Origin of the sequence: Aeromicrobium sp. (assembly GCF_047606445.1) — a bacterium.
Lineage (GTDB): Bacteria > Actinomycetota > Actinomycetes > Propionibacteriales > Nocardioidaceae > Aeromicrobium.
Window position 1 is genome coordinate 16,212 of sequence record NZ_JASGEK010000064.1, and the last position, 26,020, is coordinate 42,231.

The 26,020-nt window shown below is 71.9% G+C and carries 26 protein-coding genes; 7 read left to right on the forward strand and 19 right to left on the reverse strand.

Annotated elements, in window-relative coordinates:
* Nucleotides 1-8 precede the first annotated feature (8 nt).
* Nucleotides 9-581, reverse strand: a complete 573-nt coding sequence (locus tag QM621_RS12370) for a histidine phosphatase family protein (protein WP_414990693.1) — start codon at nucleotides 579-581, stop codon at nucleotides 9-11.
* Between the two features lie 12 nt (nucleotides 582-593).
* Nucleotides 594-1,628, reverse strand: coding sequence for a MaoC family dehydratase (locus tag QM621_RS12375; RefSeq protein WP_414990694.1), 1,035 nt, complete (start codon nucleotides 1,626-1,628; stop codon nucleotides 594-596).
* 84 nt (nucleotides 1,629-1,712) lie between these two features.
* Here QM621_RS12375 and QM621_RS12380 point away from each other — a divergent pair, with 84 nt between their 5' ends.
* Nucleotides 1,713-2,237, forward strand: coding sequence for a hypothetical protein (locus tag QM621_RS12380; RefSeq protein ID WP_414990695.1), 525 nt, complete (start codon nucleotides 1,713-1,715; stop codon nucleotides 2,235-2,237).
* A gap of 71 nt (nucleotides 2,238-2,308) precedes the next feature.
* Here the strand turns inward: QM621_RS12380 and smpB are convergent, their stop codons facing one another.
* Genes smpB through ftsE form a run of 4 tightly spaced genes read right to left on the reverse strand, consistent with a single transcriptional unit; the run spans nucleotide 2,309 to nucleotide 5,830 of the window.
* Nucleotides 2,309-2,782: an SsrA-binding protein SmpB gene (gene smpB, locus QM621_RS12385; protein WP_414990696.1), complete on the reverse strand. Its 474-nt coding sequence runs from the start codon at nucleotides 2,780-2,782 to the stop codon at nucleotides 2,309-2,311.
* Nucleotides 2,783-2,817: 35 nt separating this feature from the next.
* Entirely contained in the window at nucleotides 2,818-4,200 is a 1,383-nt protein-coding gene (locus QM621_RS12390) for a peptidoglycan DD-metalloendopeptidase family protein (protein WP_414990697.1), read from the reverse strand.
* Between the two features lie 18 nt (nucleotides 4,201-4,218).
* Nucleotides 4,219-5,133 carry a permease-like cell division protein FtsX gene (gene ftsX / locus QM621_RS12395; protein ID WP_414990698.1) on the reverse strand — a complete coding sequence of 305 codons (915 nt, stop codon included), beginning with the start codon at nucleotides 5,131-5,133 and terminating at the stop codon, nucleotides 4,219-4,221.
* Between the two features lie 7 nt (nucleotides 5,134-5,140).
* Nucleotides 5,141-5,830 carry a cell division ATP-binding protein FtsE gene (gene ftsE, locus QM621_RS12400; RefSeq protein ID WP_414990699.1) on the reverse strand — a complete coding sequence of 230 codons (690 nt, stop codon included), beginning with the start codon at nucleotides 5,828-5,830 and terminating at the stop codon, nucleotides 5,141-5,143.
* A 126-nt stretch (nucleotides 5,831-5,956) separates the two neighbouring features.
* Between ftsE and glpX the strand changes: the two genes are divergently transcribed.
* The 3 genes from glpX to QM621_RS12415 all read left to right on the forward strand — a co-directional run bounded on the left by glpX (nucleotide 5,957) and on the right by QM621_RS12415 (nucleotide 8,655).
* Complete coding sequence (gene glpX / locus QM621_RS12405; protein WP_414990755.1) at nucleotides 5,957-6,934, forward strand: class II fructose-bisphosphatase; 978 nt, start codon at nucleotides 5,957-5,959, stop codon at nucleotides 6,932-6,934.
* Nucleotides 6,935-6,998: 64 nt separating this feature from the next.
* On the forward strand, nucleotides 6,999-7,940 hold the full coding sequence (locus QM621_RS12410) for an alpha/beta fold hydrolase (RefSeq protein ID WP_414990700.1): 942 nt from the start codon (nucleotides 6,999-7,001) through the stop codon (nucleotides 7,938-7,940).
* A 94-nt stretch (nucleotides 7,941-8,034) separates the two neighbouring features.
* Nucleotides 8,035-8,655 (forward strand): hypothetical protein, encoded by a 621-nt coding sequence (locus QM621_RS12415; RefSeq protein WP_414990701.1) that lies wholly within the window; start codon nucleotides 8,035-8,037, stop codon nucleotides 8,653-8,655.
* On the opposite strand, the gene QM621_RS12420 is transcribed toward QM621_RS12415, so the two are convergent.
* A complete protein-coding gene (locus QM621_RS12420) occupies nucleotides 8,630-9,217 on the reverse strand; it encodes a hypothetical protein (protein ID WP_414990702.1) in 588 nt (195 codons plus the stop codon). The two genes, QM621_RS12415 and QM621_RS12420, sit on opposite strands and share 26 nt — an antisense overlap.
* Nucleotides 9,218-9,337: 120 nt before the next feature.
* Between QM621_RS12420 and QM621_RS12425 the strand changes: the two genes are divergently transcribed.
* Entirely contained in the window at nucleotides 9,338-10,735 is a 1,398-nt protein-coding gene (locus QM621_RS12425) for a class II fumarate hydratase (RefSeq protein ID WP_414990703.1), read from the forward strand.
* Nucleotides 10,736-10,783: 48 nt separating this feature from the next.
* Here QM621_RS12425 and QM621_RS12430 read toward each other — a convergent pair whose 3' ends face one another.
* Genes QM621_RS12430 through QM621_RS12445 form a run of 4 tightly spaced genes read right to left on the reverse strand, consistent with a single transcriptional unit; the run spans nucleotide 10,784 to nucleotide 14,663 of the window.
* Nucleotides 10,784-11,611, reverse strand: a complete 828-nt coding sequence (locus QM621_RS12430; protein ID WP_414990704.1) for an ABC transporter ATP-binding protein — start codon at nucleotides 11,609-11,611, stop codon at nucleotides 10,784-10,786.
* On the reverse strand, nucleotides 11,604-12,653 hold the full coding sequence (locus QM621_RS12435; protein WP_414990705.1) for a FecCD family ABC transporter permease: 1,050 nt from the start codon (nucleotides 12,651-12,653) through the stop codon (nucleotides 11,604-11,606). The genes QM621_RS12430 and QM621_RS12435 overlap by 8 nt, the downstream gene beginning before the upstream one ends.
* On the reverse strand, nucleotides 12,650-13,666 hold the full coding sequence (locus QM621_RS12440) for an iron chelate uptake ABC transporter family permease subunit (protein WP_414990706.1): 1,017 nt from the start codon (nucleotides 13,664-13,666) through the stop codon (nucleotides 12,650-12,652). Before QM621_RS12440 ends, QM621_RS12435 begins: the two co-directional genes overlap by 4 nt.
* Nucleotides 13,656-14,663, reverse strand: coding sequence for an ABC transporter substrate-binding protein (locus tag QM621_RS12445; RefSeq protein WP_414990707.1), 1,008 nt, complete (start codon nucleotides 14,661-14,663; stop codon nucleotides 13,656-13,658). The genes QM621_RS12440 and QM621_RS12445 overlap by 11 nt, the downstream gene beginning before the upstream one ends.
* A gap of 124 nt (nucleotides 14,664-14,787) precedes the next feature.
* Here QM621_RS12445 and QM621_RS12450 point away from each other — a divergent pair, with 124 nt between their 5' ends.
* On the forward strand, nucleotides 14,788-16,266 hold the full coding sequence (locus QM621_RS12450) for a helix-turn-helix domain-containing protein (RefSeq protein WP_414990708.1): 1,479 nt from the start codon (nucleotides 14,788-14,790) through the stop codon (nucleotides 16,264-16,266).
* Between the two features lies 1 nt (nucleotide 16,267).
* Here the strand turns inward: QM621_RS12450 and QM621_RS12455 are convergent, their stop codons facing one another.
* The 8 genes from QM621_RS12455 to uppS all read right to left on the reverse strand — a co-directional run bounded on the left by QM621_RS12455 (nucleotide 16,268) and on the right by uppS (nucleotide 25,247).
* Entirely contained in the window at nucleotides 16,268-17,188 is a 921-nt protein-coding gene (locus tag QM621_RS12455) for a siderophore-interacting protein (RefSeq protein ID WP_414990709.1), read from the reverse strand.
* Between the two features lie 132 nt (nucleotides 17,189-17,320).
* Nucleotides 17,321-18,676, reverse strand: a complete 1,356-nt coding sequence (locus tag QM621_RS12460) for a DUF2079 domain-containing protein (RefSeq protein WP_414990710.1) — start codon at nucleotides 18,674-18,676, stop codon at nucleotides 17,321-17,323.
* Complete coding sequence (locus QM621_RS12465) at nucleotides 18,673-19,824, reverse strand: ABC transporter ATP-binding protein (RefSeq protein ID WP_414990711.1); 1,152 nt, start codon at nucleotides 19,822-19,824, stop codon at nucleotides 18,673-18,675. Before QM621_RS12465 ends, QM621_RS12460 begins: the two co-directional genes overlap by 4 nt.
* Complete coding sequence (locus tag QM621_RS12470; RefSeq protein ID WP_414990712.1) at nucleotides 19,821-20,807, reverse strand: ABC transporter permease; 987 nt, start codon at nucleotides 20,805-20,807, stop codon at nucleotides 19,821-19,823. The genes QM621_RS12465 and QM621_RS12470 overlap by 4 nt, the downstream gene beginning before the upstream one ends.
* On the reverse strand, nucleotides 20,804-21,688 hold the full coding sequence (locus tag QM621_RS12475) for a carbohydrate ABC transporter permease (RefSeq protein ID WP_414990713.1): 885 nt from the start codon (nucleotides 21,686-21,688) through the stop codon (nucleotides 20,804-20,806). The genes QM621_RS12470 and QM621_RS12475 overlap by 4 nt, the downstream gene beginning before the upstream one ends.
* Nucleotides 21,685-22,914, reverse strand: a complete 1,230-nt coding sequence (locus QM621_RS12480; RefSeq protein WP_414990714.1) for an extracellular solute-binding protein — start codon at nucleotides 22,912-22,914, stop codon at nucleotides 21,685-21,687. Before QM621_RS12480 ends, QM621_RS12475 begins: the two co-directional genes overlap by 4 nt.
* A 62-nt stretch (nucleotides 22,915-22,976) precedes the next feature.
* Nucleotides 22,977-24,284 (reverse strand): PhoH family protein, encoded by a 1,308-nt coding sequence (locus QM621_RS12485; protein WP_414990715.1) that lies wholly within the window; start codon nucleotides 24,282-24,284, stop codon nucleotides 22,977-22,979.
* A 204-nt stretch (nucleotides 24,285-24,488) separates the two neighbouring features.
* A complete protein-coding gene (gene uppS / locus QM621_RS12490; protein WP_414990716.1) occupies nucleotides 24,489-25,247 on the reverse strand; it encodes a polyprenyl diphosphate synthase in 759 nt (252 codons plus the stop codon).
* 18 nt (nucleotides 25,248-25,265) lie between these two features.
* Between uppS and trhA the strand changes: the two genes are divergently transcribed.
* Nucleotides 25,266-25,964 (forward strand): PAQR family membrane homeostasis protein TrhA, encoded by a 699-nt coding sequence (gene trhA, locus QM621_RS12495; protein WP_414990717.1) that lies wholly within the window; start codon nucleotides 25,266-25,268, stop codon nucleotides 25,962-25,964.
* Nucleotides 25,965-26,020 lie beyond the last annotated feature (56 nt).

Consider the following 26,020-nt stretch of genomic DNA (forward strand, 5'->3'; position numbering starts at 1 on the left):
TGGTCAGGCTAGCTGTGCGCTCGGACATTCCAGTGTCGGATGGCGGGCGTGCCCCGGTCGTCGCCGAGTTCGCTCCAGGTGGCGGTGTCGAGCAGCAGATGTTGGCCGGTCGCCACCGGCAGGCCGAGCCACCGGGCGGCCAGCGCCCGCAGGCTGTGGCCATGGGCGACGGCGAGCACCGTCTGCTCGCCCGCCCGGACGCCGGCGACGACGCGGTCGATCCGCTCAGTCACCGCCTCGGCGCCCTCGCCGCCCGGCGACGGGTGCGTCCAGACGGTCCAGCCGGGAGCATTCTCGCGGATCTGGACCTTCGTCAGCCCCTCGTAGTCGCCGTAGTCCCACTCGACGAGGTCGGGCGTGACCTCCGGGTCGGGGAAGCCCAGCAGCTCGGCGGTGCGGCGGGCGCGCCTGCGGGGGCTGCACAGCACGCGGCGGGCGCCGAGGTCCGCGACCACCGGCGCCAACGCGCGCGCCTGCGCCTCCCCGACCTCGGTCAGCGGCAGGTCGGTGGTCGAGGTGTGCCGGCCCGCACGGCTCCACTCCGTCTCACCGTGACGGACGAGGAACAGGCGGGCCGGCATCGTCTCTCCGAATCAGCGCGGGACGAGCGCCCACAGGTCGAGGTCGAGCAGGACGCCGGGGGCGTACTTGCCGTCCTCGCCGCGCAGCGTCATGGACTCGTCGCGGCCCTTCGTGGCGACGAGGCGCAGCCGCAGCGCGCCGACGCCCGGCGCCGACGTCTCGGCCTTGTCGAGCACCTCCGACCAGGCGTAGACGGTGTCGCCGGCGAAGGCCGGGGCCGTGTGCGAGCCGCCGTTGATCGCGGCGATCAGCTGGGCGTTGGCCAGGCCGTTGAACGACAGCGCGCGCGCCATCGAGATGACGTGGCCGCCGTAGACGAGCCGGTTGCCGTCGGGACGCGCCTCGACGTTGAAGTGCACCTTGGCGGTGTTCTGCCACAGGCGCGTGGCCATCATGTGCTCGGCCTCGCTCAGCGTGACGCCGTCGACGTGGTCGATCTTCTCGCCGACCTCGTAGTCGTCGAAGCGGTGCGCCTCGCCCGCGGCGGCGAAGTCGTAGCCCGTGAAGTCGAGGCCCGCGGGGATGATCAGATCCTCCGGCGCGACGACCTTCGACAGCTCCGGCAGCACCGTCTCGGGGGCCGGGAGGCTGTGGTCGCGCTTGTGGACCATGACCCAGCGCGCCCAGTCCAACGCGACCTCGCCGCGCTGGTTGGTCGCGGTCGAGCGCACATAGACGACGCCGCTCTTGCCGTTGGAGTTCTGCTTGAGGCCGATGACCTCCGAACGGGTGCGCAGCGTGTCGCCGGCGCGCACCGGCTGGTGGAAGCGGCACTCGGCGTAGCCGAGGTTGGCCACGGCGTTGAGCGAGATGTCGGGCACGGTCTTGCCGAAGGCGATGTGGAAGGCGATCAGCTCCTCGACCGGCGCGCCCGCCAGGCCCACCGACGCGGCGAACTGCTCCGAGGACGGGATCGAGAAGCGCGTCGGGTAGATCGCGCCGTAGACCGCGCGGTCGCCGTCGGTGACGGTGCGCGGCGTGGCGTGGTCGAAGACCTGGCCGATCTGGAAATCTTCGAAGAAATGACCCGGGTTGGTCTTGCTCATGAGGCTCCTCATCTGGCGTCGACGTGCGACCCCATCATGGCTGACAGCGGTCGGCGTGACGCCACGGGGCGGTACGGTGCCGCCATGGATCTCGGATCACTCTTCAGCACCGTCGACCCCAAGAAGCTCAGCCAGGTCGTCGAGCTCGTGTGGGACCAGAAGGACAACCTCGCCAAGAGCGCCGCGATGGCCGCCGACCTTCCCGACCTGATCCGTTCGCTCGCCGGCGGGCTGGAGGAGGCCGGCAAGCAGGCGCAGCTCGCCTCGGCCGCCCTCGTCGGCAAGGACGGCGCGTCCGGCGCCACCACGCGGCTCAGCGGCAGCGCCCGCACCGTCTCGGGCATCTCCGAGGACATGGTCAAGGTCGTGGGCCTGATCTCCTCGGCGGTCGACCAGATCGAGAAGGTGCCGCTCATGGGCGCCCCGGCCAAGCAGCTCGGCAAGGCGGTCACCCTCGTCGAGGACACCACGGGCGGCCTCGGCTCGCTCGCCGACGACCTGGCGGCGATCTCCGACGTGCTCGGCCAGGTCGGGCTGGCGCTCGGCAAGCTCGGCGACGCCCTCGACCGCTCCGGCAACGACACCAAGAAGTCCTTCGCCGCCATCTGACCGCCGGAGACGCACGATGATGGCTTTGGGTAGCCATCACGACCCGAAAACATCATCCTCCGGCCAGTAGGTCAGAGGCCCTTGAGCTTGCGGCCCACCGCGTCGCGCGCCTCGTTGCGGGCGTCGCGCTCGCGGATCGTCTGCCGCTTGTCGTAGGCCTTCTTGCCGCGCGCCACCGCGATCTCGACCTTCGCCCGGCCGTCCTTGAAGTACAGGCTCAGCGGGACCAGCGTCGTGCCCTTGTCGGCGAGTTTGCGCTCGATCCTGTCGATCTCGGCGCGATGCAGCAGCAGCTTGCGCCGACGTCGCGCCTCGTGGTTGGTCCAGGTGCCCTGCGCGTACTGCGGGATATGCACCTGCAACAGCCAGGCCTCGCCCCGGTCGATCTCGGCGAAGCCGTCGACCAGCGAGGCCCGCCCCTCGCGCAGGCTCTTGACCTCCGTGCCGGTCAACACCATGCCCGCCTCGAAGGTGTCGTCGATGTGGTAGTCGTGCCGCGCCTTCTTGTTCTGCGCGATCAGCTTGCGACCGGTCTCCTTGGGCATTGGGACATCCTCTCACCCGCCCCCGGTGAACTGGCTCAGAGCCAGTTCACCGGATTCGTGGTGGAGCCGTTCGTCAGCACCATGAAGTGCAGGTGGCAGCCGGTCGAGTAGCCGGTGCTGCCGACGTAGCCGATGACCTGGCCGCGCGAGACGCTCGCGCCCTTACTCACCGCGAAGCGCGACAGGTGGTTGTACGTGGTGACCACGTTGACGCCGCGCATGACGCCGTGGTTGACGATGACGCGGTTGCCGTAGCCGCCGTTGTAGTACTGGTCGATGACCGTGCCGCTGGCGGCCGCCTTGATCGGCGTGCCGCAGCCGACGCCGAAGTCGGTGCCGTCGTGCAGCTTGTAGACGCCGGTGACCGGGTGCCAGCGCATGCCGTACGGCGAGGTGATCGACCCGCTCACCGGATACGACAGAGTGCTGCCGCCGCTCGACGTGCCTCCCCCGCTCGAGGCGCCGCCGCCGCTGGACGTGCCACCACCGCTCGACGCGCCGCCGCCGCTGCTCTGCTGTTGCTGTTGTTGCTGACGCTGCCTCTCGGCCTCAGCCGCAGCCGCAGCCGCAGCGGCCGCCTGCGCCGCCGCCAACTCCTGCGCGGCGATCTCCTTCAACTGCGCCTCCAGGGACGCCCGCTCGGACTCCAGCGAGTCCACCTTGCCCGCGTCGGCGGCGACCGCCGCGTCGGCGGCCTGCTTGTTCGCGGCGTTCGCCGAGACCAGTTGGGCCACCGAGGCCTCCTGCGCGGCGGCCTGCGACTCCAGCTCGGCGACGGTCGCCACATTCGCCGCCGCCTGCTCCTCCTCGGCCCGGACCTGGTCGCGCAGGGCCTCGACCTGCTGGCGGGTGATGTCGAGCATGACCCGGCGCGCGTCGAGCGAGTCGAGCTTGCTGAGCTGGGAGTCGGCGACGGTGTCGTTGACGCCCATCTGCTCGGTGAACTCCGTGGGGTCCTGGCCGCGCAGCAGGTTGCCGAAGGCCCGCAGACCAGGATCGCCGGACATCACCGAGTCGACCGTGTAGTCGGCCACGTCGTCGGCGGTCGTCTCGACCTGCTGCTCGCCGGACTCGAGATCCGCCTCGGCCTTCGCCAGGTCGGCCTCGCTCTGAGCGAGCTTGGCCAGCATCTCGTTGTGGTAGGCCTGCGCGACCACCAGCTCGCCCCGGATCGAACTGAGCTCCGCCTGCGCCGACGACAGCTGCGCCTGCGAGGCCTGCAGCGTCGCCGCAGCCGCAGCCGCCTCCTTGCTGGACTCGTCATAGGCCTGCTGGGCCTGGCCGAGCTCGTTGTTGACACCGTTCTTCTGGTTCTCCAAATCGTTCTTGGAGTCGGCCAGCGACGGTCCGGCCAGCATGGCCAGCACCACGAACGTCGCGGTGAAAGCGACCATCGCCTTGCGCGTGCTCTTGCTCATGTCGGACCTCCAATCCCATCAGACGTTCAAATACCTGCGTGTCACGACCAGCGTGGGAACCAGCGCCAGCACGACGGCCAGCAGCGTCGTCCACCCCATGACGCCGACGGCCTCCTGCCATCGGACCCACGCGGTGATGCCGCCCAGGGTCTCGCGCAGATAGCCGTAGACGACGAAGCCCATGAACAGCGCCAGCCCGACGCCGGCCAGCAGCGCCGACAGCAGCGCCGCGATGACCGACTCCAGCATGAACGGCATCTGGATGTGCCAGCTCGACGCGCCGACGTAGCGCATGATCGTGATCTCCTTGCGCCGCGCCTGCGCCGTCATACGGATCGTGTTGGTGACCTGCAAGATCGCCGCGACGACGAGCAGCGCGGAGGTGCCGATGGCCGCCCAACGCAGCTTGCTCAGCATCTCGAACAGCGGTCCGAGCAGCTCCTTGAGCGAGTCGACGTTGTTGACGCCGTCCATGCCCTGCACCTGGCTCAGCACGCTGTCGTACTTCTCCGGGTCGTGCAGCGTGACGAAGTACGACTCCGGGAAGTCCTCCGGCACGAGCGCCGACAACTGCTTGCGACCTGTGTCGGACTGGCCGAGCAACTCCTGGGCGCGCTCGTAGTTGTCCTCGGAGGTGCGGATCTCGAAGTCCTTGACCTGCGGGTTGTCGGCGAGCGCCTCCTGGACGGCCTGCTTCTGCTCGTCGGAGGCGGCGCCGCCGACGCACGTGGGCACCTTGGAGGTGTCCCGGCACATGTTGACCTGCAACTGCAGACGGTCGCCGAAGTACTGCTCGGTCCGGTCGGCCTGCGCCTGGATCAGCAGGCCGAGGGCGGCCAGCAGCAACGAGACGCTCATCGTGACGATCAGCGAGACGGTCATCGACTTGTAGCGGGCGAGGTTGGTGCCCAGCTCTCTCAGCGTGTTGTTCATGGCCGCCTCAGCTCTGGTATCCGTAGATGCCGCGCGCCTCGTCGCGCACGACCCGGCCCTCGTTGAGCTCGATGACGCGCTTGCGCATCTGGTCGACGATCGACGAGTCGTGGGTGGCCATCACGACGGTGGTGTCGGTGCGGTTGATCCGGTCGAGCAGCTTCATGATGCCGACGCTCGTGGACGGGTCGAGGTTGCCGGTGGGCTCGTCGGCGATGAGCACCTTCGGCCGGTTGACGAAGGCGCGGGCGATGGCCACGCGCTGCTGCTCGCCGCCGGACAGCTCGCCGGGGAAACGGTGCCCCTTGCCCTCCAGGCCGACCAGCTCGAGCGTCTCGGGGATCACCTTGGCGATCTCCGCGCGCGACTTGCCGATGACCTGCAGCGCGTAGGCGACGTTCTCCTCCACCGTGCGGTTCTCCAACAGCTGGAAGTCCTGGAAGACCATGCCCAGCTGGCGGCGCAGCTTCGGCACCTTCCAGCTCGACAGCTTGTTGATCTCCTTGCCCGCGACGAACACGCGGCCCTCGGTCGGACGCACCTCGCGCAGGATGAGGCTCAGGAAGGTCGTCTTGCCCGAGCCGGAGGCGCCGACGAGGAAGACGAACTCGCCCTTGGCGATCTCCAGATCGACGCCGTCGAGTGCCGGGCGCTTCTGGCTGGGGTACGTCTTGGTGACGTGGTCGAAGCGAATCACCCTGCCGAGTGTAGGCGGGGAAGGTCAGAACTCGCACACCCGACGGGCCTCAGCGTGCCGCAGGTTTCAGTGCGATCTCAGGTCGCCGGTAGGATGGCGCGGGTGGACAGCTTGCAGCCGGCCGACATGGCCCCCGACCGCAATCTCGCCCTCGACCTGGTCCGCGTGACCGAGGCGGGGGCCCTCGCCGCCGGCCGCTGGGTCGGCCGCGGCGACAAGAACGGCGCCGACGGCGTGGCCGTCAACGCCATGCGCACGCTCATCAACACCGTTGAAATGAACGGCGTCGTGGTGATCGGCGAGGGCGAGAAGGACGAGGCGCCCATGCTGTTCAACGGCGAGCAGGTCGGCGACGGCTCCGGCCCCGAGTGCGACGTCGCGGTCGACCCCATCGACGGCACCACGCTGACCGCGAAGGGCATGCCGAACGCGATCAGCGTCATGGCGGTGTCGCCGCGCGGGTCGATGTACGACCCCTCAGCGGTTTTTTACATGGAGAAGCTCGCCGCGGGCCCCGACGTGGCCGACGTCGTCGACATCCGGCTCCCGGTCGCCAAGAACATCGACCTCATCGCCAAGGCCAAGCGCGCCTCGCGCAGCGACGTCACGGTCTGCGTGCTCGACCGTCCGCGCCATGCCGACCTGGTCCAGGAGATCCGTGACACCGGCGCGCGCATCAAGTTCATCACCGACGGCGACGTCGCCGGGGCGATCAGCGCGGCCCGTCCGGGCACCGGCGTCGACCTGCTGGTCGGCATCGGCGGCACGCCGGAGGGCATCATCACCGCCTGCGCGATGAAGGCGCTCGGCGGCGTGATCCAGGGCCGCCTGTGGCCCACCGACGACGACGAGCGCCAGCGCGCCGTCGACGCCGGCCACGATCTGGGCAAGGTGCTGCACACCGACGACCTCGTCACCTCCGACGACTGCTTCTTCGTCGCGACCGGCATCACCGACGGCGAGCTGATGGAGGGCGTGCGGTACAGCCGGGGCGCGGCGATCACCGAGTCGATCGTGATGCGCTCGCGCAGCGGCACGATCCGCAAGATCTACACCGAGCACAGCCTGACCAAGATCCAGGCGTACGCCACCACCGAACACTGAGCCGCCGCGCGGTCGGGCTCAGCGTGACGCCCGCCGCCCGCGGGAACGCACCGAGGAGTCCCCCATGACCGCGACGTCCGTCCAGATGTCCGAGGAGCAGTTCGCGACGCTCCCGTCCGACATCATGCTGTGCCACCAGACCTTCGGCGACCCCTCCGACCCGGCGGTGCTGCTGGTGATGGGCCTCGGCGGCCCGATGGGCTGGTGGGACACCGAGTTCTGCGCCCGACTGGCCGAGCGCGGCTTCTTCGTGATCCGGTACGACAACCGCGACACGGGCCGCTCGACGAAGCTCCGGCAGCACACGCCGGGCCGGGGCGACGTCATCCGGGCCTTCCTCGGCCTGCCGCCATTGCGGATCGGCCCGGTCGACCTGGCCGCACGCGCCCCGTACGGCATCGGCGACCTGGCCGAGGACGCGCTCGGCCTGCTGACGGCGCTCGACCTCGACGCGGCGCACGTGGTCGGGGTGTCGATGGGCGGCATGATCGCGCAGACGATGGCCATCGAGGCGCCCGAGCGGGTGCTGAGCCTGACGTCGATCATGTCGACGACCGGTCGCCGCACGGTCGGCTGGCAGCATCCGCGGGTCATCCCGACGATGCTCAAGCGCACCGGCCCGACCCGCGAGGACTACGTCGAGCGGGCGATGCGCTCGGCCGAGGTGATCGGCTCGCCGGCCTTCCCGCGCGACGAGGAGGCCTCCCGGCTGCGCGCCGAGACCACCTACGACCGCGGGTGGAGCGCCAGCGGCGTGCTGCGGCACATGATGGCGGTGCTCACCCAGCCGGACCGCACCGAGGCGCTCGGCTCGCTCGACGTGCCGACCACCGTCGTCCACGGCACCGCCGACCCGCTGGTGAACGTCTCCGGCGGCAAGGCCACCGCCGAGGCCGTCCCCGGCGCGGAGCTGCGCCTCATCGAGGGCATGGGCCACGACCTGCCCCCCGGCGTCTGGGACCAGCTCGTCGACGCCATCTGCTCCTCCGCCGCCCGCGCCTCCTGAGTGGTCACGTCCTCCCCAGATTTGCTGACTTATCCACCGTTTCCCCTCGCGCGAATGGTGGATAAGTCAGCAAATCTGGCGGGAGAGGTGACCCATGGGTGACGAAGCGGTGGTGGTGCGGCGGCGGGAGGACGGGGCGACCGAGCTGCGGGTGAACGGCGTGTTCGTGATGGACGACGTCGAGACCTCCTCGGAGCGGCTGTTGGCCGAGCATGTGCTCGACGACGGCGCCCGCGAGGTGCTGGTCGGCGGACTGGGACTCGGCTACACCGCCCGGGCGCTGCTCGACGGCGGCGCGACGCGGGTGGTCGTGGCCGAACTGCACCCCGAGGTCGTCCGTGCGGTGGCCGACGGGGCGGGGGCCGGCCCCTTCGACGACGACCGGCTGAGCGTCGTGGTCGGCGACGTCGCCGACGTCGTGACCGCGCAGCCTCCGGCCGGCCTCGACGCGATCTGCCTCGACGTCGACAACGGCCCCGACTTCCTCGTCCACCCCGCCAACGCCGCGCTCTACGAGACGCCGATGATCGAGCGCTGCGCGCGGGCGCTGCGCGACGACGGCGTCCTCGCCATCTGGTCGATGGCCGACTCGGCGCCGCTGCGCACGGCGCTCGCCGGACGATTCGAGCACGTCGAGGCCGCCGCCGTCCCCGTCCGGCTGCAAGGCCGCGACGAGCGTTACTGGGTGCTCAGCGGTCGTCGTCCGCGCCGCTGACGGCCGGCTCCGACTCGTCCTCAGTCGGCTCGGGCTCGTCCGCGTCCTCCTCCGACAGCTCGGACTCCTCGTCGACCTCGTCCGGCTCGAACTCCTCGACCAGCGGGCTCCACCGCTCGACCACCCAGCGGCCCAGGCCTCCGGCGAGCAGGTGCAGCGTCCCGGTGAACAGGATGTCGGTGGTGTCGTCCTCCAACAGCTCGCCGAAGAAGCCCAGCGAGGTCGCGATGCCCGAGAGCACCATCAGCCCGAGCGTCGCCAGGACCGTCCAGCCGAGCGTGGCGGCGATCCGGTCGGCGCCGATCATCTTCAACACCAGCGCCTGCACGGCCGCCGCCAGACCCAGTTCGGCGGCCAGCACCGCGAGGGCCGCCAGGAGCAGTCCGCCGAGCAGCGCGAGCAGGCTGGCGCCGTCGTCCTCGAAGCCGTCGGCCAGCCACGGGTCCACGTAGTCCAGCACCGGGACGACCGCCAGGCCCCCGAGACCGACGGCGATCGCCGACCACCGGACACGGCGTCGTGACTCAGCCGGATCGTCGTCGAGATCGCGCAGTGTGCTCACCGGTCCATCATCCCATCCCGTTCCCACTCCGCCGACCGCGCCACACACCCCGCACCGCGGCGTCGGCCCGCCGCGAAGGACTGTTCCTGCCGAGCATGCCGACACAGTAAGGTTCGCCTCATGACCGACAACACCACCGAATGGCGCATCGAGCACGACACCATGGGCGAGGTCAAGGTCCCCGCCCAGGCTCTCTACCGGGCCCAGACGCAGCGCGCCGTCGAGAACTTCCCCATCTCCGGCACGCCCATCGAGTCGGCCCAGATCAAGGCGCTGGCGCAGATCAAGGCCGCCTGCGCGACCGCGAACGCCGAGCTCGGCATCCTCGACGAGGACCTCGCGCAGGCCATCGTGGCCGCCGCCGAGGAGGTCGCCTCGGGCGTCCACGACGCGCACTTCCCCATCGACGTTTTCCAGACCGGCTCGGGCACGTCGAGCAATATGAACACCAACGAGGTCATCGCGACCCTCGCCACCCGCGCCCTGGGCCGCGAGGTGCACCCGAACGACCACGTCAACGCCTCGCAGTCGAGCAACGACGTCTTCCCGACGTCGATCCACGTCGCCGCGACCGCGTCGGCCACCCACGAGCTGCTGCCCGCGCTCGACCACCTCGCGCAGAGCCTGGAGCGCAAGGCCGGCGAGTTCGCCGAGGTCGTCAAGTCCGGCCGCACGCACCTGATGGACGCCACGCCGGTCACCCTCGGCCAGGAGTTCGCCGGCTACGCCGCGCAGGTCCGCAAGGGCATCGCGCGCGTCGGGTCGGCGCTGCCCGCGGCCGCCGAGGTCCCGCTGGGCGGCACCGCCGTCGGCACCGGCATCAACACGCCGAAGGGCTTCCCGCAGCGGGTCATCGCGCTGCTCGCCGAGCGCACCGGCCTGCCGATCACCGAGGCCGTCGACCACTTCGAGGCGCAGGGCGCGCGCGACGGCCTGGTCGAGATGTCGGGCCAGCTGCGCACCGTGGCGGTCAGCCTGAACAAGATCGCCAACGACCTGCGCTGGATGGGCTCGGGCCCGCGCACCGGCCTGGCCGAGATCAACCTGCCCGACCTGCAGCCCGGCTCCAGCATCATGCCCGGCAAGGTCAACCCGGTGCTGCCGGAGGCGACCCACCAGGTCGTCGCTCAGGTCGTCGGCAACGACGCCGCCATCGCCTTCTGCGGCGCGTCGGGCAACTTCGAGCTGAACGTGATGCTGCCGGTCATGGCCCGCAACCTGCTGGAGTCGATCCGTCTGCTCTCCAACGTCTCGCGGGTGCTGGCCGACCGTTGCGTCGACGGCGTCACCGCCAACGTCGAGCGCTGCCTGGAGCTGGCCGAGTCGAGCCCGTCGGTCGTCACGCCGCTCAACCGCCACATCGGCTACGAGAACGCCGCCGCCGTGGCCAAGAAGGCCGTCAAGGAGCGCAAGACGATCCGTCAGGTGGTCGTCGAGGAGGGTTACGTCGAGCGCGGCGACCTCACCGAGGCCGACCTCGACAGCGCCCTCGACGTGATGAGCATGACCCGCCCCTGAGCGGTACAGCGCGGAGCCCCTCGCCGACGCGTCGGCGAGGGGCTCCGCTCATCTCGGACGACCCTCCGGCACCACGAGCGGCGTCCCCGTCACCGGGTCGTCGATCACCCGGCACGGCAGCGAGAAGACCTCTTCGACCAACGCGGCGGTCACGACCTCGCCCGGCGGTCCCTGGGCGACGATCTCACCGTCGCGCATAGCGATGAGATGGGAGGCGTACCGGGCCGCGTGGTTGAGGTCGTGGAGCACCGCCACGATGGTGCGCCCCTGCCGGTTGAGGTCGCGCAGCAGTTCGAGGAGTTCGATCTGATGGGCGATGTCCAAGAAAGTGGTCGGCTCGTCGAGCAGGAGGATCGGCGTCTGCTGGGCCAGCGCCATCGCCACCCACACCCGCTGCCGCTGACCGCCCGACAACTCGTCGACCAGTCGGCCCGACAGCTCCGTGACCGAGGTGGCCTCCATCGCCTCGACGACCGCCTTCTCGTCCTGCTCGGTCCACTGACGGATCAGCTTCTGATAGGGGAAGCGGCCCCGCGCGACGAGGTCGGCGACCCGGATGCCGTCGGGGGCGAGAGCGCTCTGCGGGAGCAGTCCCACCCGCCGGGCCGCCTCTTTGGCCGGATAGGAGCCGATCGCGCGCCCGTCGAGCAGGACCGACCCTGCCTCCGGCGTCAGCAAGCGCGACAACACCCGCAACAGCGTCGACTTGCCGCACGCGTTCGGGCCGACGACGGCGGTGAACGACGCGTCGGGGATCGCCACCGACAGACTCTCGCCGACGACCTTCTTGTCATAGCCGAAGGTGGCCGACTCCACCCGTAGACGTGAGTGATCGGACACGGTGATCTCCTTCCCGAGGCCGTCGACGTCAGACACGGCGCCGCGCCTCGCCGACGACGAGCCAGATGAGGAACAATCCGCCGGCGACCACCGTGACGACGCCCGTCGGCATGCTCACGAACAGAAGGTGTTGGGCGGTCAGATCGGCCGACGCCAAGAGGAACGCCCCCAGGAACGCGGCGGGAGCGAGCGTGACGCCCGGTGTGCGCGCCACCCGTCTGGCCACCTGCGGCGCCGCGAGCGCGACGAAGGCGATCGGTCCCGCGCCCGCCGTCACGACGGCGGTCAGCCCGACGCCCAGCAGCATGGCGGCGCGGCGCGCCGACTCGACCCGCACGCCGGTCGCCGCGGCGGCGTCGTCGCCGAGTTCCAGCTGCCGCAGGATCGGCCCGTAGGCGAACACGGCCGCCAGCAACAGCGCCACGACCGCGGCGCCCCCGCCGAACTCCTCCCAGCCGACGCCCGCCAGCGAGCCGGTCCCCCAGACCGCCGCCCGGATCGCGACCTTCAGATCGGCGTTCAGCATGAGCCAGGTGTTGACCGAGCCCAGCATCGCCGAGATGGCGATGCCGACGATGATGAGCCGAAATCCCTGCACTCCGTGCTTCCAGGCCACGAGGTAGACGACGACGGCCGTCGCCATGCCGCCCGCGAAAGCTCCTCCGACGAGTTGGAGGTAGGAGCCGCCGAGGACGACGATGACCGTCAGGGCGCCCGTGTAGGCGCCGGCCGAGAACCCCATGACGTCGGGAGACGCCAGCGGGTTGCCGACCAGCGACTGGAACACCGCTCCCGACACGCCCAGCGCCGCGCCGAACACGACGGCGGCGAGGGCTCGCGGCAACCGCCACTCGACGACCACGGTGCGCGCGAACCCGGCCTCCGGGTCGCCGGTCAACGCCCCCCACACCTCGGGGAGGCTCAACGTGTAGTCGCCGCGCGTCAGCGCCCACACGGTCACGCCGACGGTCGCCAGCGCCAACACCGCGCACACCGCGACGCTGCGCGTCGGCCAGCGCAGCGCGGCCCCCGCGCGGCGCAGGACGATCGACCGATAGCCGAACTCCGGCGCGCTCACAGTCCGCTCGCCTTCGCCCGCCGCACCAGCGCGATCAGCACCGGCCCGCCGACGAAGGCGACCACGACGCCGACCGGCAGCTCGCCGGGGCGCAGGACCACCCGCCCGACGACGTCGGCCGTCAGCACCAGCGCCGGAGCCAGGACCACCGTGTGCAGGAGGATCCACCGCTGATCGGGACCGGTGATCCAGCGCGCCACGTGCGGGGTCATGAGCCCGACGAAGCCGATGGGGCCGGCGACCGCCGTGGCGCCTCCGGCCAACAGCGTCGCCGCCGCGATCACGAGGACGCGGGTCCGCGTCACCTGGGCGCCCAACGACGTCGCCAGGTCGTCGCCGAGGGCGATGGCGTTGAGCGAGTTCGCCGCGACCGCCGCCAGGACCAGGCCGACGGCGAGGAACGGCAGGACGGGCAGCAACTCCTCCCAACCGCGGTTCACGAGGCTGCCGGCGTACCAGCCCCGCATGCGGTCGAAGGCGTCCCGGTCGAGCAGCACGATCCCGCTCACCACGCCCGAGAGCACCGCCGACAACGCCACCCCGGCGAGCGTCAGCTGCAACGGGTCGACGCCGCCGCGACCGGCCGCGCCGACGAGGTACACCGCGACCGTCACCGCCAAGGCCCCGGCGAAGGCGAACCAGACGTAGTCGCCGACCGCCGTCGCGCCGAAGACGACCACGCCGACCACCACGAAGAACTCCGCGCCCGCGTTGACGCCCAGAAGGCCGGGATCGGCGAGCGGATTGCGCGTCAACGCCTGGATCAGCGCTCCCGACACGCCCAACGCCACGCCCACGCACACGGCCACGGCCGTCCGGGTGATCCGCATGTCCCACACGACATAGGCGTCGCCTCGGCCCGTGTCGTGGAGCAGCGCGTCCACCACGGTCGTCACGGGGATGTTCTTCGACCCCACCGCCACGCTGGCCAAGGAGACGACGAGCAGCACGACGCACGCGAGCGCGAGGCCCGCGACGCGCCGTGCCGCCAGAGCCCGCCCGCTACTGTCCACTCTGGTTGAGCGCGGACTCTTCGAGCTGCGGCATCACCTGGTCGAGCCACCAGGCGACGCTCGCCGGAGTCGGCGGGTTCACCGCGTACCAGGTGGTGTCCCGCAGGTACACGAGCGTCCCGTTCTGCGCGGCGGGCAGCTCCGCGACCCGGGGGTCGGCCTCCAGCGAGGCCCTGAACTCGCCCTCGGGATCGACGTACTCGTGCGTGACCAGGAAGACGACGTCGGCGGTCAGCTGATCGACGTTCTCCAGGGAGTACTTCGGAGCGCTCTCGGCGGTCTCGCCGTCCTCGTCGCTCGGCTGGCCCTCGCCGAGGGTCAACCCCAGGCCCAGGAGGGGGCCGTTGGCGTACTCGGTGAGCCACAGCTGCTGGTCCTCGTCGCTGAGCACCGCGAGCTGGAAGCTCTTGCCCTGCAAGCCGGGCAGCTTCTCGGCGGCCGTCGCGAGCGTGGCGTCATAGGCCGCGACCGCCTCGTCCACCACCGCGTCGTCGTGTCCGGTGAGGGTCGCGAGGTCGGCCAGGCTCTCCTGCCACGTCGTGGCGCCGCCCTCGGCCTGGGTGTACCGGCCCGCGTAGGTCGGCGCGATCTCGGACAGGTCCTCGTAGAGCTTCTCGTCGATCTGCCACGGGTTGCCGCCGACGATCAGATCCGGCTCCCACTCGGCCACGGCCTCGGCGGAGATGTTCCAGTCCGCGTCCCACAGGTCGGGGTCGAACTCGCCGTCGTAGTCGAGCCACGGGTAGTCGTCGAGGTCGGCTTTCCCGCCGACCACCACCAGCGGCTCCTCGCCCAGGACGTCGAGCAGTTCCACCATGGCGGCGTCGAGGACGAGGATCCGCTCCGGCTTCTCGTCGACCGTGATCTCGCCGTAGGCCGCGTCGACCGTGGCGAAGCCGGGACCGGCCTTCTCGGAGGATCCGGAGCAGCCGGCCAGCGCGAGGGCCGCCGTCAGGAGGAACGCGGTCAGCGACCTCGTTCGTGTCGTCGTGGTCATCGTCGTCGCCTTTCGCTCGGTCACATCGCTGTGAGTCACCCGAGCCACTGTAAGTTAGTCTTACCTAAAAGATGGCCAGCGAACTCCCACCTGGTTGTCACCGACGGAGCGGAGGCACGGCGTGATGCTGGTCAACGCTCCTCCGTCGCTCCCCGGCGCCCACAAGCACGAGCCCGACGACCTCGACGAGCCGCTGGTGCTGTGGGTCGGCGCCGGCGTCGCCCAGGTGCGCCTCGGCGGGAGCGACCATCGCCGGATCGAAGCGGGGTCGGCGATCTGGCTGCCGCCCGGGACCGAGCACGACGTGTGGACCGAGCCCGGATCGCTGGCGATGCCGCTCTGGGGGTTCGACGCACCGCCCGGGACCGACCCGGAGCGCGTCCACGCCTTCGACATGCCCGTCGGCTCCTCGTCCGCGTTGATCGAGCACTACGCCTCGCAGGGCTTCCAGGGCCACCCGTGGAGAAGCACCTCCCCGGCTCCGACGGAACCGCGGCCGCTGTCGGCCGTCGTGGCGGCGCCCCCGATGCCGCGCGGCGGCCCGGCCCGACGCGTGGCCCAGGAGGTGCGCGACTACCCCGCCCTCGACCACACCCTGCACGACTGGGCCGTGTGGGCCGCGTGCAGCCCGAACACGCTGCGGCGCGCCTTCGTCGCCCAGACCGGACTGACCTTCGCCGAGTGGCGCCTCGCGTCCCGGCTGGCGCACGCGGCCGGTCTGCTCGCCTCCGGCGCGACAGTCGGCGAGGCCGGCGCCGCCGTCGGCTTCGCCTCGCGGTGGGGCTTCGCCGGCGCCTTCCGCAGCCACTACGGCCTGACACCGCGCGACTTCGCCGCTCAGGCCGCCACGCGGTCCGAGGGCGTCGACCCGGCCCCTCCGGTGCAGCCGACCTGCGAGCCGCTGGACGAGAACGTCATGCTGTGGGTGCGCGGCGGGGAGCTGCGCGCCCGGTTCGCCGACACGGCCTGGGTCGGACGCGCCGACGACGTCGTCTGGCTGCCGGCCGGCGCCGTGGTCGAGCGCGCGCCCGACGCCGCCCTGCCGTTGAGCGTCTTGTGCACCGAATGCGTCCGTCTCGAACGCCCTCGCCGCGTGCGCTTCGCCCGCGGCTGGCACGACTGGCTCGTGTGGGCGTCGGTCAGCACCAACACGCTCCTGCGGCCCGAGGAACACCGCGGACGGCACCCCCGGCTGGCCCGCCCGCTCCACTCCCACGTCATCGACGCCTTCGAGGCCCAGAGCGCGGTGGAGCGCGCCCGCGCCGTGCCGCTGCCCTCCGACCCGGCGGCCCGGGCCGTCGCCGAGGCCTTCCTGCGGTCGCCGGACGCCGACGACCGCCGGCGGTCCCGCGAGACGCCCGCCGAGGTGCGGCAGGCCTTCCGCCGCGACACCGGCCTGAGCTTCGCCGACTGGCGTCTCGCCGCCCGCATGCGAGCGGCCCGCAAGCTCCTCCACGACGGCGTCCCCAGCGGCAGCGTCGCGCCGCGCGTCGGCTACACGATGACGTCGAACTTCTCGCGCGCCTTCACCCGCTTCCACGGCGTCGGCCCCCGCGAGTTCCAGCATCTCGAAGGCCCCGAGGACCATCTGCTCCTCGGCTGAGTCAGCCGCGCATGGCGACGCCGCGCCGCCAGTACCCCATGAACGCGACCTGACGGCGATGCACGCCGAGGTCGTCGACGAGATGCCGCCGCAGCGTGGTCACCACCTTGCTCTCCCCGGCGATCCAGACGTACAGGCCGGGAATGCCGTCGGCCGGCTCGTCCAGGTCGGCGTCGGAGGAGGAGAAGGTCGGCGTCTCCCAGAGGTCGTCGTCCACCTCCTCGTCCGGGACCGGCTCACCGCCCAGGCCGCCCAGGCAGCCGAGCACCGCCGCGGTCAGCCGCTCGCCGAGCCCGGCTCCGTCGCGCGGCAGCCAGGTCACCTCGACGCCCGCCGGCGCGACGACCTCCAGCACGTCGGCGCCGGTCGGCACCTCGCAGAAAGCGTGGCCGCGCACGTCGTCGGCCAGGTCGCCGAGGATGCGGGAGATCGCGGGCACGGCCGTCTCGTCGCCGGCGAGCACCACGCGCGCGGCGTCGCCGGGGTCGTACTCGATGCCGCCCCAGTCGGCGCCGAGGCGCGGCCCCACCACGACCACCTCGTCGCCCGGCCGAGCCGCCGCCGCCCATGACGACGCCGGACCGGTGGCCCCCGGCTCCAGGTGCAGCACGAAGTCGACCACCAGCCGACGGTCGGCGCCCACGCCGCGCACGTCCCTCACCGAGTAGGTGCGCATGGCCCCCCGCTCGGCCTCCGGCAGCGACTCCCAGACCGAGTACCACCCGTCGCCATAGGCGCGCAGATCGGGCGCCGGACGTCCCGCCGACGGGAAGACCACCTTGAAGCGCTGGTCGTAGAAAGGGCCGTCCACCCCGAAATCGGCCAGCTCCTCGCCGCCGAGCTCGATCCGGGCAAAGTGCGGCGACACCCGTGTCGCGCTGACGACGCGCGCCCTGGCCACCACGGTCTCCGGTTCGGTCATCTTTCCTCCTGGCATCGATTCAGCCGTCCCCTCGTACCGCCCCGGGCGAGGCCACCAGCCGACTCCGACAGCACCCGCGTCACGCTAATGCCCGACGTCGGCGGCGACGGCCACCCGTCCGTCAGATTGTTGTCATCGCGCCGTCAGCCGCTCGGCCAGCACGACGCCGTTCTTCGAGAACACCTCGCGCCACGCGCCGCCGTGCTCGCTCTGCGCCCAGGCCGCAGGGTCGGCGGGCGAGCCGAGGCCGGCGGAGGTGTCGAACAGGACGTACTCGGGCACGACGTCGCCGATCGTGCCGGTCCAGTAGGCCTGGTGGCCGGTGACGACGTGGCCGAGCAGGGCGATGTCGGTCTCCACCGAGGCGCCCTCGGGGATCAGCGCGACGGCCGCGCGCCCGGCCTCGGCGCGCGGGGTGTCGCGGTACGTGTCGGCGTCGAGCAGGGTCGATAGCGGCGAGCCGAACAGCGTCACGACGGTCACGCCCGCCGCCAACGGGGCCGCCCAGCGCAGCCGCGGCCGCCGCTCCATCGCCTCGACCGCCGCGCAGAACACCACCGGCATCAGCACCAGCGAGTAGTGCCAGTCGGTGCCCCAGTAGTACGGGACGTCGCCGACGAACCGCCAGGCGAAGGTCGGGACCACGACGAGCGCCCACGGCGAGAACCACGCCGCGAAGCCGGTGATCGCGAACGTCAGCAGCACGGTCGTCAGCTTGGTCCACGGCTCGGCGAGCAGCGTCTCGACCACCCCCGCCTCGCCGCCGAGCGTGCCGACGTAGGCGTACCGGCCCGCGTCGTTGACGTTCGGCAGCACGACCAGCACCGCGAGGACGAAGCCCGCCAGCCCGCATCCCGCCGTGATCAGGCCGAGCTTGCGCTGGCCGGCCCACCACAGCAGCCCGCCCACGACCATCACCGTCAGTCCCAGGTCCTCTTTGACGAAGACCAGCGGGACCGACCACGCCGCGACCGCCGTCCACCGTCGTTCCACCCACGCCGCCCCGGCCAGCGCCAGCAGCGGCGCGGCGAAGGCCACCTCGTGGAACTCCGCGTCGACCGCCGACTGCACGCCGAACGACAGCGCGCAGCACAGTCCGAGCGTCACGCCCACGGCGAGCCCGAGCCGCCGGACCGCGAGCGCCGTCACGACGTAGGACGCCCAGCCGATCAGCAGCACCTGCGCGATCAGCAGGGTCTGCGCCGCCGGGAACAGCCGGTACGCCGGGGCCAGCAGCGCCGTCGCCGGCGAGAAGTGGTCCCCCAGGATGTTGAACCCCGGACCTTTGACGTCGACGATCGGCGCCCCGAGGCCGGCGTATCCGGCGACCGCCTGCTCGAAGATCGCCAGGTCCCATGAGCGCATCTCGAAACGCGCGAAGTTCCGCAGCGCCAGCAGCCCGTAGGGCAGCGACGAGCCCGCGGCGACCAGGGCGGGGAGCACCCGGTCGGCCGCCCTCCGCGCGCGCTCGCTCGGCGGGGCGGTCACCCTGCCGTCAGGTTCTCGCCAGTGTCGGGGTCGAAGAGCGTCACCGCCGACCGCGGGATCGCGACGGCGATCTCCTCGTCGACGGCGACCGACGTGCCGACCGGGGCCTGCGCCACCAGGAAGTCCTGGAACAGGTCGAACTCGAACATCTCCTCGACCTCGTCGAGCACCTCGCCGAGCGCCGGGTCGAGGTCGAAGCCCAGGTAGGCGTACTGCGCGCGGGCATGCCACTCGACCTCGTCGACACGGGCGGTGAACTCGACCAGGTCGTCACCGTCCGCGCCGCCCACGTGGCAGTGCTCGGGCCTGACGCCGGCGATGACCACCGGACGGTCGCCGACAGCCTCCTCGAAACGGTCGTCGACGGGGATCGGGACGAGCGGGGTGACCAGCTGATCCTCGTCGCGGAAGGCCGGCAGCAGGTTCATCGGCGGCGAGCCGAGATAGCCGGCCACGAACATGTCGGCGGGCCGCTCGTACAGGTCCTGCGGCGAGCCGACCTGGCGGATCCGCCCCTGGTGCAGCACCGCGACCCGTCCGCCGAAGCTCAACGCCTCGTCGACCGAGGACGTCGCCACCAGCGAGGTGCGGTCACGGTCGGCCTGCCACCGCTGCACCACCGAGCGCACGTGTGGACGGACTCGCTCGGACTGGGCCGAGAAGGGGTCGTCGAAGAGCCAGAGACTCGCGTCGCGCACCAGGGAGCGGCCGACGGCGACGCGCTGCTTCTGGTCGTCGCCGAGCTTGCCGGGCCGCAGGTCGAGCACGTCGCGCAAGGCCAGGTCGACGACGACCTCCTCGACCCGGTCGGCCAGCTCGACGCGGTTGTGCTTGCGGCGCAGCGTCGCGGCGAAGGTGAGGTTGTCGAGCACGTCGCGGCGCGGATGCAGGGCGTAGTCGTCGAAGACCATCGCGACGTCGCGACGACGCGGCGGCAGCCCGGTGACGTCGGCGTCGTCGATCAGCACCTCCCCCTCGTCCGGTCGCTGCAGGCCGACGACGGTGCGCAGCAGCGCGGTGCGGGAGGCGGCCGACGGGCCGACCACCGCGACGGTCTCGGAGTCGGCCACGTCGAGGTCGACCTCGTCGAGCAGCAGATGTCCGGTGGGCGCCACGACCGTGACGCCGTTCAGGCGCAGAGAACTCATCGGGGGGACCCTCCCAGGAGTCGGGTGATGACACGGGGCGCGACGAGCGCGAGCAGGGCGACCGGGGCGGTCCAGCACAGGCCGACCGCCGCGACGGCGGCGTGCTGGCCGGGCTCGCCCGCGCGGTCCAGCAGCAGCACCGGCAGCGTCGTCGACGATGGGCCGGTGACCGACGTCGCCAGCGCGAGGTCTTGGGCCGCGACGAGGAAGGTCAGCAGCAGGCCGACTCCGATCGCCGGGCCCGCCGTCGGCAGCAGGACCCGGAAGAACACCGTGCGGGCGCCGCCGCCGTCGACGGCGACCGCCTCGGCGAGCGTCCACGGGACGCCCCGCATCGCGGAGGTGAGCACCCAGACCGCGAACGGGACCGTCACGACGAGCTGGGCGAGGGCGACCCTCGGCGTCGTGGCCGCGAACGGCCCGCCGAGGCGCACGACGAGGTCGCCCGCGCCGACCGCGAGAGCCGTGGTCGGCGCCAGCACGACCATCACGACGGCCGCGCGCGCGACGGGGCCGAACCGCCAGCGCGTGCGGGCCAGCACGACCGACAACGGCAGGGCGACCACCGCGCCGACCGCCGTGGCCAGACCCGCCGAGGCCAGCGACCGTTGCGCGGCGTCGACCAGGGCCGCGTCGTCGACGAGCGCGCCGAACGCGCCGGTCGTCCAGGCCTCGGGCCACAGCGACGTCGGCACGGCCTCGTCGCTCATCGCCAGCGAGACGATCCAGAGCAGCGGGATGAGCGTGAGCACGAAGAACGCCTCGACGCCGAGCACCGCCCACATCGACAGGCGCCCGGGCGAGTCGGCGACCATGACGCCCCAGGCGCTGGTCGCCATGAGCATCCCCGCCACGACCATCCACAGCACGCGGTCGGGCGCGGGCACCATGAAGATGGCGTAGTTGGCCAGCCCGAACCCGCTGACGAAGGCGACGATCGCCGCCGAGAGCCGGGACCGCACGGTGGGGATGGTGGGGGTCATCGGGTCCTCACCGTCCGCGACAGCAGCAGCGCGGCGACGCCGATCAGCGCCGAGCACACGATCAGCACGACGCCCGCCGCGGCGGCCGGGCCGGTCTGGAAGGAGCCGAAGGCGTTGTCGGCGACGAGCGCGGAGCCGGTGGTGCGGAAGGAGCCCGGCTCGCGCACGAGCAGCGGGCCGTCGAGCAGCCGCCAGGAGTCGAGCGCCCGGTAGGCCAGCACGGCGAGCAGCGTCGGCGTGAGCGCGGGCCAGATCACCCGCCGCCACCGCTGCCACGACGTCGCGCCGTCGACGAGGGCCGCGTCGAGCAAGGAGGTGGGGACGCGGGACAGCCCCGCGTGCAGCAGGACGACCACCAGGCCCGTGGTGCGCCACATCTCGCCGACGACGACGCCGATCAACGCCGTAGTGGCGCCCCCGTCGTCGAGGCCGAACCACGAGGCGATGAAACCGCCCTCGACGGCCGTCCGGCCCGCCGTCGCGCCGACGACCAGGCCGACTCCGGCCGGGACGAGCGCGAGCCATCGGGCGGGCCACCACAGGATCGAGAGGTGCCACAGCGCGATGGCGAAGGCCAGCCCCAACGCCAGCTGCGCGGCCGTGAGCGTCACCATGACCACGGTCGTCGTGCCGATCGACGTCCACCACGGCGCCGATCCCAGCACGCCCAGGTAGTTCTCCAGGCCGACGAACCCGCCGCGCGCGCCGACCCCGCCGTGCAGCGAGAGCCAGACGAGCCAGACGAGCGGGACCGCGACAACCAGCGCGAGCAGCGCCAGCGCGGGGGCCGACCATCCGAGCTCGGCGCGGCGCACCGGTCGGCGCGGGCCGGACATCCCGACGTCCTCGCCGCCCGTCCAGGTCAGCTCGCCGCGCTTCACAGCAGTCCTCCGTCGAGAAGGCGTCGGGCCTCGGCGGCGGAGATCGCCGGGGTGGCGCCGCCGACCCGCGCGAGCGGCAGCCAGGTCGACTCGACGGCCTGTCCGACGAGGAAGGCCTCGGTCGAGTTCGGCTCCGGCGCGCCCTGGGCCATCGCGGCCGAGACGAGCTCCGTCTCGCCGACGGCCTCGCCGACCGCCTCGGACTTCAACGTGTCCTGGAGCGTCGGCAGGTGTCCGGTGGACAGGGCGAGCATCTCCTGCGCCTCCGCTCCGGTGAGGCAGGCGATCGCGGCGAAGGCCTTCTCCCGTCGGTCGCTCGCGTCGGCGACCGCCAACGAGGCGCCGGTGAGCGGCGTCCGTGCGACCTCGACCTCACCGGACGCCCGTGGATAAGCAGTCACCTCCACCTCGGCGCGCACCGGCCGCAACTCCGCCGACGACAGCGCGGAGATCGGGGCGACGAGGAAGGAGCCGCCCGGGGCGGCGAAAGAGGAGACGGCGTCCTCGGACGGACCGGGGCCGACCGCGGCGGCGGCGTAGGCGGCGACGAGGGCGGCGGCCACGCCCGCAGCGGCTCCGCTGAGCGGTCCGGCCGGGTCGCCGGGGTCGCCGGGGGCCCGTTCCGACCCCGCGCCGACGATCAGCGCGCTCACCCACTGCGCCATGGTCGCGTCGATCTGGACGGTCCCGCCGATCCGGGCGGCGCCGGTGACGAGGGCGTCCCACCCGACGCCGCCGGACAGGTCGAGCCCGGCCCGCTCGGCGGCCGACCCCCGGGAGAAGAGCACCTGCGGCTCGTACCACCAGGGCACGGTCGCCAGCCGTCCGTCGACGGTGGAGGCGGCGAGCGCGGCCTCGGTCCGGCCGTTCTCGAAGTCCTCGCGCAGCTTCTTCGGCACGTCGGCGAGCAGTCCGGCGGCGGCCAGGTCGCCGGTCAGCGCGGTGTCGACGGCGATCAGGTCGAGGTCGTCGTCGGCGCGCGACCGGCGCAGCAGGTCGGCTCGTCGCTCCGCGACGCCGTCGGGAGCCTCCACCAGTTCGATCCGATAGGCGCCCTCCGACGCGTCGGAGCAGCTCCGCGCCAGCGCGGCGTAGTCGGAGGAGTCGGCGACATACCACCGCAGCGTGGGCACGCCGGTCTCGGCGGCTCCTGCGCAAGCCGCCAGTCCGGTCATGAGCGCGGCGACCACGACGGAGGCGACGCGCCCCGAGTCATGGCTGGGCACGGGTCAACTCTGGCATACCCACCGGCCACAGTGACGAACGCCTCACCGGGTGTCTCGGCAGGTCAGAGCGCCAGGTCCTCCAGCATCTCGGTCACCAGCGCGGCGACCGGCGAGCGCTCCGAACGGGTCAGCGTGACGTGGGCGAACAACGGATGCCCCTTCAGCTTCTCCACGACCGCGACCACGCCGTCGTGACGACCGACCCGCAGGTTGTCGCGCTGGGCGACGTCGTGGGTGAGCACGACCTTGGAGTTCGCGCCGATCCGCGACAGCACGGTCAGCAGGACGTTGCGCTCCAGCGACTGCGCCTCGTCGACGATCACGAAGGCGTCGTGCAGGGACCGGCCGCGGATGTGGGTCAGCGGGAGCACCTCCAACATGCCCCGGTCGAGGATCTCCTCGACGACGGCCGGGGAGGCGACCGCGCCGAGGGTGTCGAAGACGGCCTGCGCCCACGGCCCCATCTTCTCGTTCTCGCCGCCCGGCAGATAGCCGAGCTCCTGCCCGCCGACGGCGTAGAGCGGCCGGAAGACGACCACCTTCTGCTGCTGCCCGCGCTCCATGACCGCCTCCAGTCCGGCACAGACCGCCAGCGCCGACTTGCCGGTGCCGGCCCGTCCGCCGAGCGAGACGATGCCGACGTCGGGGTCGAGCAGCAGGTCGAGGGCGACCCGCTGCTCGGCCGAGCGCCCGTGCAGACCGAAGGCCTCACGGTCGCCGCGCACCAGCAGCACCCGCTTGTCGGCGGCGACCCGGCCGAGTCCGCTGCCGTGGTCGGCCAGCAGCACCAGGCCGGTGTGCGTCGGCAGCTCGGCGGCCTCCGGCAGGTCGACCTCGCCGCGCTCGTACAGCTCGTCGAGGTCGGCGGCGGCGACCTCCAGCTCGCGCATGCCGGTCCAACCCGTCTCCGGCGCCCACTCGGCCCGGTACTCCTCGGCGGCCAGGCCGACCGCCGACGCCTTGACCCGCATCGGCAGGTCCTTCGAGACGAGCGTGACCGCGTGCCCCTCCTCGGCGAGGTTCGCCGCGACGCTCAGAATCCGGGTGTCGTTGTCGCCGAGCCGGAAGCCGGGCGGCAGCGCGGAGGCGTCGACGTGGTTCAGCTCGACGCGCAGCGTGCCGCCCTCCTCGCCGACCGGCAGCGGACGGTCGAGCGCGCCGTGACGGACGCGCAGGTCGTCGAGGAAGCGCAGCGCGGCGCGGGCGAAGTAGCCGAGCTCGGGGTGGTGGCGCTTGGCCTCCAGCTCGGTGACGACCACCACCGGCAGGACCACCTCGTGCTCGTGGAAGCGGGTCAGGGCGCCCGGGTCGGCCAGCAGGACGCTGGTGTCGAGGACGTAGGTGCGGCGCGGGGTCGGATTCACAGCCACGGCTGTCTCCTCAACGGGCCGGCACGCGCCCCCGCGCGCCGGCCCTAGTCGTCGATACGCGGGTGGGGCCGGCCTGGCTCAGGGGCGAGCGTGGACACACCCGCAACGTAACCCGGGGCCGGCTCCTCCCGGGGACGACACGCGGCCGGCCGTGTGACGCCTGGGTGAACAGACGGCGACGTGCGCGCCGCTCCGGCCCGCCGCTCACGCGCCGAAGCGGCGCTCCCGGTTCGCGTAGCTGCGCATGGCGCGCAGCAGGTCGACGCGGCGCAACGCCGGCCAGAGCACGTCGGTGAAGTAGAACTCCGAGTGGACGCTCTGCCACAGCAGGAAGCCGGACAGCCGCTGCTCGCCGGAGGTGCGGATGACGAGGTCGGGGTCGGGCTGGCCCTTGGTGTAGAGGTGCTCGGCGATGTCGTCGACCTCGAGGGTGTGCGCGACCTCCTCCAGCGAGCGCCCCTTCGCGGCCTCGTCGAGCAGCAGCGAGCGCATCGCGTCGGTCAGCTCCTGGCGTCCGCCGTAGCCGACGCAGATGTTGACCTGCAGCTCGGCTCCGGCGCTGCGGTCGGCCGCGGCCTGGAGGCGCTCGGCGGAGTCGGCCGGGAGCAGGTGGAGGCTGCCGATGAGCCGCAGCTTCCAGCGTCCGTCGGCGGCGAGCCGGTCGACGAGGTCCTCGACGGCGGCGAGGATGCTGCGCACCTCGGACTCGTCGCGCTGCAGGTTGTCGGTCGAGAGCACCCAGAAGGTGACGATGCGCACACCGAGCTCGTGGCACCAGCCGAGGAACTCGTCGATCTTGGCCGCGCCCGCCTGGTAGCCGCTCTCCAGATCTCGCCCGGCGTCCTTGGCCCACCGGCGGTTGCCGTCAACGATGGCGCCGATGTGATGGGGCAGGCGCGTCGGATCGAGCCGTCGCGCCAGCCGCCGCTCGTACGCGCCGTACGCGAGAGAACTCAGAGCCATAGACGCTAATGTAACCGCATGGCCGACCTCGAGACGTCGAACGACGAGTCCGCGCTGGCGCGTTTCACACCGCAGTTGGACACCATCAAGCCGAAGCTGCGCGGCTGGCTGCACGCCGCGATCGCGCCGCTGTCGTTCGTCTCGTTCCTCGTCCTCATGGTGATCGCCGACGACGTGAAGGTGCGCGCGGGCGCGGCGGTGTTCATGGTGGCGGCGTTGGCGCTGTTCACCTGTAGCGCGCTCTACCACACGCGCACCTGGACCGAAGAGGTCCGGATGATCTGGAAACGGATCGACCACTCCAACATCTTCCTGCTGATCGCCGGCTCCTACACCCCGTTCTGCCTGCTGCTGCTCAGCGCCACGCACGCCGTCGTCATGCTCAGCGTCGTCTGGGGCGGGGCCGTGCTCGGCATGCTGTTCCGGGTGTTCTGGATCGGCGCTCCCCGCTGGATCTACGTGCCGCTGTACGTGGCGCTCGGCTGGGCGGCGGTGTTGTACTGGCGCGAGTTCGCCGACAACGCTCCGACCTCCGTCATCGTGCTGATGGTCGTCGGCGGCGGCCTCTACACCCTCGGCGCGGCCGTCTACGGCTTCAAGCGCCCCGACCCGTGGCCGCGCTGGTACGGCTTCCACGAGGTCTTCCACACGCTCACCATCGCCGCCTTCGTCGTCCACTACATCGGCGTCAGCATCCTCGCATACAGCGAGTACTAACGTCCCCCTGAGGCGGTGAGTTGTCCACCTTTGCCGGGTGGTCGGTGGCTCATCCA

Excerpts from the sequence above, each read along its gene's own strand:
- QM621_RS12370 (WP_414990693.1), bottom strand. The coding sequence starts at position 581 with ATGCCGGCCCGCCTGTTCCTCGTCCGTCACGGTGAGACGGAGTGGAGC.
- QM621_RS12375 (WP_414990694.1), bottom strand. The coding sequence starts at position 1,628 with ATGAGCAAGACCAACCCGGGTCATTTCTTCGAAGATTTCCAGATCGGC.
- QM621_RS12380 (WP_414990695.1), top strand. The coding sequence starts at position 1,713 with ATGGATCTCGGATCACTCTTCAGCACCGTCGACCCCAAGAAGCTCAGC.
- smpB (WP_414990696.1), bottom strand. The coding sequence starts at position 2,782 with ATGCCCAAGGAGACCGGTCGCAAGCTGATCGCGCAGAACAAGAAGGCG.
- QM621_RS12390 (WP_414990697.1), bottom strand. The coding sequence starts at position 4,200 with ATGAGCAAGAGCACGCGCAAGGCGATGGTCGCTTTCACCGCGACGTTC.
- ftsX (WP_414990698.1), bottom strand. The coding sequence starts at position 5,133 with ATGAACAACACGCTGAGAGAGCTGGGCACCAACCTCGCCCGCTACAAG.
- glpX (WP_414990755.1), top strand. The coding sequence starts at position 5,957 with ATGGCCCCCGACCGCAATCTCGCCCTCGACCTGGTCCGCGTGACCGAG.
- QM621_RS12410 (WP_414990700.1), top strand. The coding sequence starts at position 6,999 with ATGACCGCGACGTCCGTCCAGATGTCCGAGGAGCAGTTCGCGACGCTC.
- QM621_RS12415 (WP_414990701.1), top strand. The coding sequence starts at position 8,035 with ATGGGTGACGAAGCGGTGGTGGTGCGGCGGCGGGAGGACGGGGCGACC.
- QM621_RS12425 (WP_414990703.1), top strand. The coding sequence starts at position 9,338 with ATGACCGACAACACCACCGAATGGCGCATCGAGCACGACACCATGGGC.
- QM621_RS12445 (WP_414990707.1), bottom strand. The coding sequence starts at position 14,663 with ATGACCACGACGACACGAACGAGGTCGCTGACCGCGTTCCTCCTGACG.
- QM621_RS12450 (WP_414990708.1), top strand. The coding sequence starts at position 14,788 with ATGCTGGTCAACGCTCCTCCGTCGCTCCCCGGCGCCCACAAGCACGAG.
- QM621_RS12455 (WP_414990709.1), bottom strand. The coding sequence starts at position 17,188 with ATGACCGAACCGGAGACCGTGGTGGCCAGGGCGCGCGTCGTCAGCGCG.
- QM621_RS12465 (WP_414990711.1), bottom strand. The coding sequence starts at position 19,824 with ATGAGTTCTCTGCGCCTGAACGGCGTCACGGTCGTGGCGCCCACCGGA.
- QM621_RS12470 (WP_414990712.1), bottom strand. The coding sequence starts at position 20,807 with ATGACCCCCACCATCCCCACCGTGCGGTCCCGGCTCTCGGCGGCGATC.
- uppS (WP_414990716.1), bottom strand. The coding sequence starts at position 25,247 with ATGGCTCTGAGTTCTCTCGCGTACGGCGCGTACGAGCGGCGGCTGGCG.
- trhA (WP_414990717.1), top strand. The coding sequence starts at position 25,266 with ATGGCCGACCTCGAGACGTCGAACGACGAGTCCGCGCTGGCGCGTTTC.